Genomic DNA, 5,729 nt, shown 5'->3' with positions numbered 1-5,729 from the left:
GGGGGCAGGGGTTGTAGCCGCCGATATATTGGAAAGCCAGCGCCGAGCCGACGGTCGCGGCCATGGCGACGGCGAGAAAAAGCGCCGCGCGCGTGCGCTGGCGTCCGGTGTCGGCATTCATGGTCGCTGTCATCAAATCGGATCCGTTTGTTGCGTCGCTATCCGTGGGCGTATCTGACGAGGATATAGAGCAAAATCAGGGCAGCCGCGCCGGCGCCGACGATCAATCCCAATCGCTTTTCGATGAACTCCCGGATCGATTCACCATAGCGGCGCAACAGCCAGGCCAGCAGCAGGAAACGCGCGCCGCGCGCCACGATGGCCGAGACGACGAAGACAAGAATGTTGACGTGAAGCGCGCCGGCCAGAATGGTGACCACCTTGATCGGCGGCAGGTGCGCAGCGCCGGATGTGACGAGCAGCACGAGCATCAGCCCGGTGCCTGACGACTGCCACCTCTCGAAGGTGTCGAGGCCGCCGAAATGCTCCAGGATCGGCCGCGCTATCGTGTCGTAGGCATAGTAGCCGATCAGCCAGCCGGCAATGCCGCCCAGCACGGAGGCAACCGTGGCGGTCAGGGCGTAGCGATAGGCGCGATCAGGCCGCGCCAACGCCATGGGCAGGAACAGCACGTCGGCCGGTATGAAGAACACGGAGCTTTCGACGAAGGCGATGAAGGCCAGCCACCATTCGGCGGATTTGCGCGCCGCCAGCGACAGGGTCCAGTCGTAAAGTCCGCGAAGCATCGGCTCTCCTAATGCGGTCGACACAATTCCGGACGGAAAACCGCAGCGCGCTTTTCCTGGAATTGCTCTGATCAATGTCACCCGGGACGCTTGGCGGTTTTGGGCAACGGCAGGCAGGAAGACAAGGACCCAAAGCGCCGCATCCAGCTTCCGGATGCGAGGCGCTCAATGCTTCGCCTGTCTAGAAAGATTTTCCGCGCCGCACAATGTCTGCGTCGCCACGAGGCCGAAGGGTGGGCGATGCCGCCGGTTGCGCGGGCAAATCCGCAACAGGCCAGTTGACGAACACCCATCCGCCCGTATAGTCCGCGCCCATCCAGGCCGCCCGGCCTGAGCCCCTATGGCGGAATTGGTAGACGCGCTCGACTCAAAATCGAGTTCCGCAAGGAGTGCTGGTTCGATCCCGGCTAGGGGCACCACTACCTTCATGCAGGTGTTGACGTATTTTACCGTCGGGTCGACCGGCGCAGGGCGCTTAACAAAAGCAAGACCGTCACCCACGGGCGCCAATAGTTTACCAACCATCGGCTTGCGCTTGCGGAGCACCGGTTCCGGCAACAGGCTGGCAAGATCATCGATCTATTCTGTGCGCGGAATGTCCGGTTTGCGCGGGATGATCGCCGTCAACCCACTGGACGATCATCCGGAATTGCACTTTCGCTTGCGAATAGGAGCGATAGAAGTCGAGAAGTTCCCCTGTGGGTTCCGACAAGCGTTGGAAGCCCGAAATAAAGGCGACGACCGTGCCGATCGTCGTCTGCCCGCGGATCACAAGATAGCCGCCAACGATCAGGACCATCAGGGACCCCGCCGCGTTGGCTATATTCAGCAACGTCTTCAGCCCGAATTTCAACAAATAGAATTCGATGCGGGTGCTGAAGATCGTGCGTATGGTGCGAAAGGCGGCTCGGCGCTTCGTCGAGTGGCTGGCGAAGGAATTGACTGCTTGGTTGCCAAGCTTTCGGACCAGCGCGACCTGCCGCTCCACGAGTGTGTTCAGGTCCTTCTGCATATAAAGCGCAAGCAGGATTTGCGGCAGGAGTGACAGGCCGCTGACCAGAGCGATCACCGGCTGCATGTAGGTCATGTAAAATGCGACGGAGACCATCAGCGTGACGTTGACCACGCAATCAGAGATGCTGGTGCCGACAAATCCGCCAACATAGTCGATCTCGTTGCCGATGATGCCGGCGGTCTGACCACTCCTTGCGTGCTCGCGCGCGGACCTTTGCGTGGCGACGAGAGCGAGTTGGTCGCGGGCCGTCTTCACCACGCTCTCTCCGACCCAGCCTTGATAGACGATCAGTGCGTATTTCAGGCCCGCATGCAGGAGTATAGCCCCAAGATAAAGGCCGCCGAGCATCAGCAGCCCCCGTACGTCCTTGTCGGCAATTGCCACATCGACGACCCGTCTCTGCAGGTCGATGGGTAGAAAGTTGGCCAAGGCAACCGAAATTGCGATCACGCTGACATAGACCTGTTGCATGCCGCTGGCGCGCCGGACAAAACTGGGAAACTTCTCGCCAGGGCGCATCGCGTCGGCCATCGGCTCAAACGGGGCGAAGCGCCGCGCAATTGTCGCGAAAATTCCGCTCACCTTTGGTGCGCCTCCGTCGTATCCATTTCCGATCCAACCGATCAGAGCAACGCACCCTGTCGGTGACCTGCTGAACAGGCAGCCTCTGTCAGGCCCGGGACTGCCGCCCGGTCATGCTTTTTGCCAGCCCACGCCACATGAGGAGGCTGAGTTCTCTATCTTCACGGATTGATAGCGAAGAAGGCCGCGAGCCCCTTTGATCGGCATCAAGGCCAGGGGAATTTACGATCCGAGCTGAACCAGGCAGGCTGCGCGATAGATACGCTGGAGAGGTCAGAGCCGTCCGTGTCGATATTTTGAAGTATGCGTTTCAGGCTTGGAACGATCGGCGCGAGCGTGGCAGGCATTTGGCGCGCACATCATAAGCTGCAATTCCCGCTTCCCGACATTCAGACGCTCTGCAAAATGGCAGGCGTGACGTTCAAAGGATCGTGCAGGTCGACTACACAATGCCGGCTGCGTTGAGTCTATTGGCGGCGTCCAGCCTCCCTACCGCATATTGCCCGTATGCCCTTGCGAGTAGCGCCCCGGCTGCGGCCATACGGTGAGCCCATGCGGCTCTAGGCCGACGCGGATTTTCGTCACGGCGCCGCTCGTCGTGTCGATCATATACACGTCGCTGTCGAAGCGGCCGGAGAGCCATAGCTGCTTGCCGTCGGCGCTGACATTGCCCATGTCGGGGCTGCCGCCGCCGGGGATCGGCCATTGCGCGACCACGGCGCGGGTGGCGAAGTCGATCACCGTCACGCTGCCCGGACCCTTGGCCTTGCCCTGCTCCATTTTGTGCGAGCCGCGGTTCGAGACATAGAGCCGCTTGCCGTCGCGGCTGACGACGAAGCCGTGCGTGCCGATGCCGGTGGGGATGAAGCCGATTTCCTTGAAACTGTCGCCGTCGATCAGGAATACGCCGTCATTCATCATGTCGGCGACGTAAAAGACCTTGCCGTCGGGCGACAGGCGGATGTCCTGCGGCATGCCCATCCTGGACAGGTCGAGATGGCCGAGCACCTTCTGGTTCTTCAGGTCGATCTTGGCCAGGCCGCCATCGCCATATTCGCAGGTGAAGATCGCATAGGAGCCGTCGACCGAGAAATCGGCATGGTTGATGCCAAGGCAGGTCGGCGTCGGCAGGCTCGATTTCAGCGCCATGGTGTGCGGGTCGCGGAAATCGAGCTGCTGCAATGCCTCGTCGACGACGATGGCCGCGCTGCCGTCCGGCATGAAATAGAGGTTGTAGGGATCGTCGACCGGGACCTGCTGGCCGGGCTTGGCGGTCATCGGGTCGATCGGCGTCAGGCTGCCGTTTTTGCCGGTGCCGTTGTTGGCAACCCACAGCGTCTTCAAATCCCAGGACGGCACGACGTGCTGCGGCTTGCTGCCGACTTTGAAGCGGTCGACTTCCTTGAGCGTTACGCTGTCGATCACCGAGACGCTGTTGGAAGAGCGGTTGGGCACATAAACGCGCGGCAGGGCGCCTGCCGTGGCGGGGCTCAGATGGCCGAGCGTGGTCTGGCTGTAGATGTTGATCGGGGGAGGCGGCGCATCGGAGCAATCCTCCGGGCAGGTGTCGGCCGAGGCTCGATCCGGAAACATGGCGAGCGGGACAAGCGGCGCACAAAGGCGAGCGAAGCGCAGGACAGTATCGATCATTTGGAAGTGCTTTGTAGTGAAGGCCGGCCGGGCTCGGCCGCCGCAAGCCATAGCCGGTGTTTCGCCACCCATCTAGCGCCTTTTCAACAGGCTCCGCATGCGGTTGCGCAGCAGGCGCGCCATGTTGCGGGTCTCGCGATAGAGGTGCAGTTGCGAGGCCGCCTGGCGGGCCAGCCGGTCGGCGTCCGGCGTCAGCCCGACCACCAGCGTGCCCATCGGCTTGCGCTCGCTCCACAGGCGGCTCATCACCGGATGGTCCGGAACCGCGCAGGAATCGGTCATGACGATGTTGGGATCGTCGAGATGCTGCTTGGTCACCTCGATCATCAGCAGCGTGCCCGGCGAATAGTCGGAGAGCGTCTCGTCATAGGCCGTCTTCCAGGTGTAGGCGACGCCGGCCTCGACGAAGACAACCAGGCAGCCGATGGCGCGGCCATCGAGCGTCAAGAGATGGATGCGGCACATGTCCTGCTCGGCCAGCCGGTGCACGGCCTCGCGGGCGAAGGCGGCGCGGTAGCGGTCGATCGCCATGGCGGTGCGCTCGCGGCCCTTCCAGCCGGCGGCCTCCAGCGTCAGGAAGCTTTCGATGGCATGGCGGATCTCGTCCGGCCCGCGCGCCACGATGTGCTCGAGCTTGCCGAGGTCGGCAAGGCGCCGCTTCAGCCGGCGAAATTCGCGATAGTGATGCGAACGCAGCGACGCCTTGAGGTAGTCCTCGCCGTCGGCGTCGCTTTCAAGCACCGGGCGCTCGACCCTGCCGGTGGTCACCAGGGTCAGGCCGCGGCTGTCGGCGAAGGAGGTCAGCAGGCTCGCCACCGGGCCGTCAAGGCGCATGTCGGGCAGCACGAAGACTTTTGGCAGCTTGAGATGCGGCCGCGACAGCATCGAGAAGAAATCCTCGATGACGCCGATCGGATCGTCGCGGTCGACCAGCGGCGTGCCGAGCGGGCCGAACGGGCTTGACCACGTGCGCATCACCGGGACGCCGAGCGGCATCGCCGGCCGCTCGACCGAGAAGGGCACCAGAAGGCGCAACCGGTCGCGGTATTCGTCGCCGTCGCGGATGACGGCCAGCCGCACCTCGCGGTCCTCCAGCCGGGGCATCGCCGGGGCCAGGAAGCGCGGGTTGAAGAAGACATTAGGCTCGACCGTGCGGGCGCTGAGATAGTCGAGTTCCTCGACAAGGTCGAAGCCGGCCGAGGCCGGGTAGATGGCGAGCTTGCGTTCCGGCCTGTTGCTGGCGAAGAGCTCGATATGGGCAGGGTCGACCTCGCGCGCCAGGCCGGCAAGGTTGGAGACCATGGCGCCGGCGGGGCCGCCGCTGGTCTCTTCGAGCAACGGGACGGCGGCCATCAGGCAATTTCCTTCTTTGCAGGCACGAAGATCGCCATCACGATGCCGAGCTTGCGCCAGACGGTGAAGGAGAGCGCGCCGGCCTCGAACACCATGGCGAGGCTTGTGGCCATCGCCGCGCCCCAGAGGCCGAATAGCGGGATCAGCAGCACGTTGAGGCCGATGTTGAGGGTGAGCGTCATGGCATAGACGGCGGCGCAGATGTTCTGGTTGCCGCTCATGGTGAGCAGGCTTTCGCAGGGGCCGACGGCGGCGCGCGCCACGACGCCCAGCACAAGCAGGAAGAGCAGCGGATAGCCGGCGGTGAATTCGGGACCGAACAGCACCAGCATCGGCTCGCCCAGCGCCAGCACCAGCAGCGCCATCAAAAGCGAGGGCCAGAA

General features: G+C 63.2%; 6 protein-coding genes and 1 tRNA gene. 1 reads left to right on the top strand and 6 read right to left on the bottom strand.

What is annotated here, in order from left to right; genetic code table 11:
* Both EOA24_RS25295 and EOA24_RS25290 read right to left on the bottom strand, forming a co-directional pair.
* On the bottom strand, positions 1-133 hold a 133-nt coding region (locus EOA24_RS25295), incomplete at its 3' end, for a disulfide bond formation protein B (RefSeq protein ID WP_127410175.1).
* Between the two features lie 25 nt (positions 134-158).
* A complete protein-coding gene (locus EOA24_RS25290) occupies positions 159-746 on the bottom strand; it encodes a YqaA family protein (RefSeq protein ID WP_042641375.1) in 588 nt (195 codons plus the stop codon).
* Between the two features lie 334 nt (positions 747-1,080).
* On the opposite strand from EOA24_RS25290, the gene EOA24_RS25285 reads away from it, so the two are divergent.
* Positions 1,081-1,165: transfer RNA gene (locus tag EOA24_RS25285), tRNA-Leu, on the top strand.
* Between the two features lie 152 nt (positions 1,166-1,317).
* On the opposite strand, the gene EOA24_RS25280 is transcribed toward EOA24_RS25285, so the two are convergent.
* From EOA24_RS25280 to EOA24_RS25265, 4 genes are all read right to left on the bottom strand, one after another.
* Complete coding sequence (locus tag EOA24_RS25280) at positions 1,318-2,343, bottom strand: ABC transporter transmembrane domain-containing protein (protein WP_126081065.1); 1,026 nt, start codon at positions 2,341-2,343, stop codon at positions 1,318-1,320.
* Between the two features lie 489 nt (positions 2,344-2,832).
* Positions 2,833-3,993 carry a YncE family protein gene (locus tag EOA24_RS25275; RefSeq protein ID WP_126081066.1) on the bottom strand — a complete coding sequence of 387 codons (1,161 nt, stop codon included), beginning with the start codon at positions 3,991-3,993 and terminating at the stop codon, positions 2,833-2,835.
* A 72-nt stretch (positions 3,994-4,065) separates the two neighbouring features.
* Entirely contained in the window at positions 4,066-5,346 is a 1,281-nt protein-coding gene (locus tag EOA24_RS25270; protein ID WP_126081067.1) for a GNAT family N-acetyltransferase, read from the bottom strand.
* A partial coding sequence (locus EOA24_RS25265) for a polysaccharide biosynthesis C-terminal domain-containing protein (RefSeq protein WP_189354195.1) occupies positions 5,346-5,729 on the bottom strand: 384 nt, incomplete at its 5' end. The genes EOA24_RS25265 and EOA24_RS25270, both read right to left, overlap by 1 nt.

The organism is Mesorhizobium sp. M2A.F.Ca.ET.039.01.1.1 (assembly GCF_003998035.1).
GTDB lineage: Bacteria > Pseudomonadota > Alphaproteobacteria > Rhizobiales > Rhizobiaceae > Mesorhizobium.
Note: the sequence above shows the minus strand (reverse complement) of the source record. Positions and strands in the feature narration are given on the sequence as shown.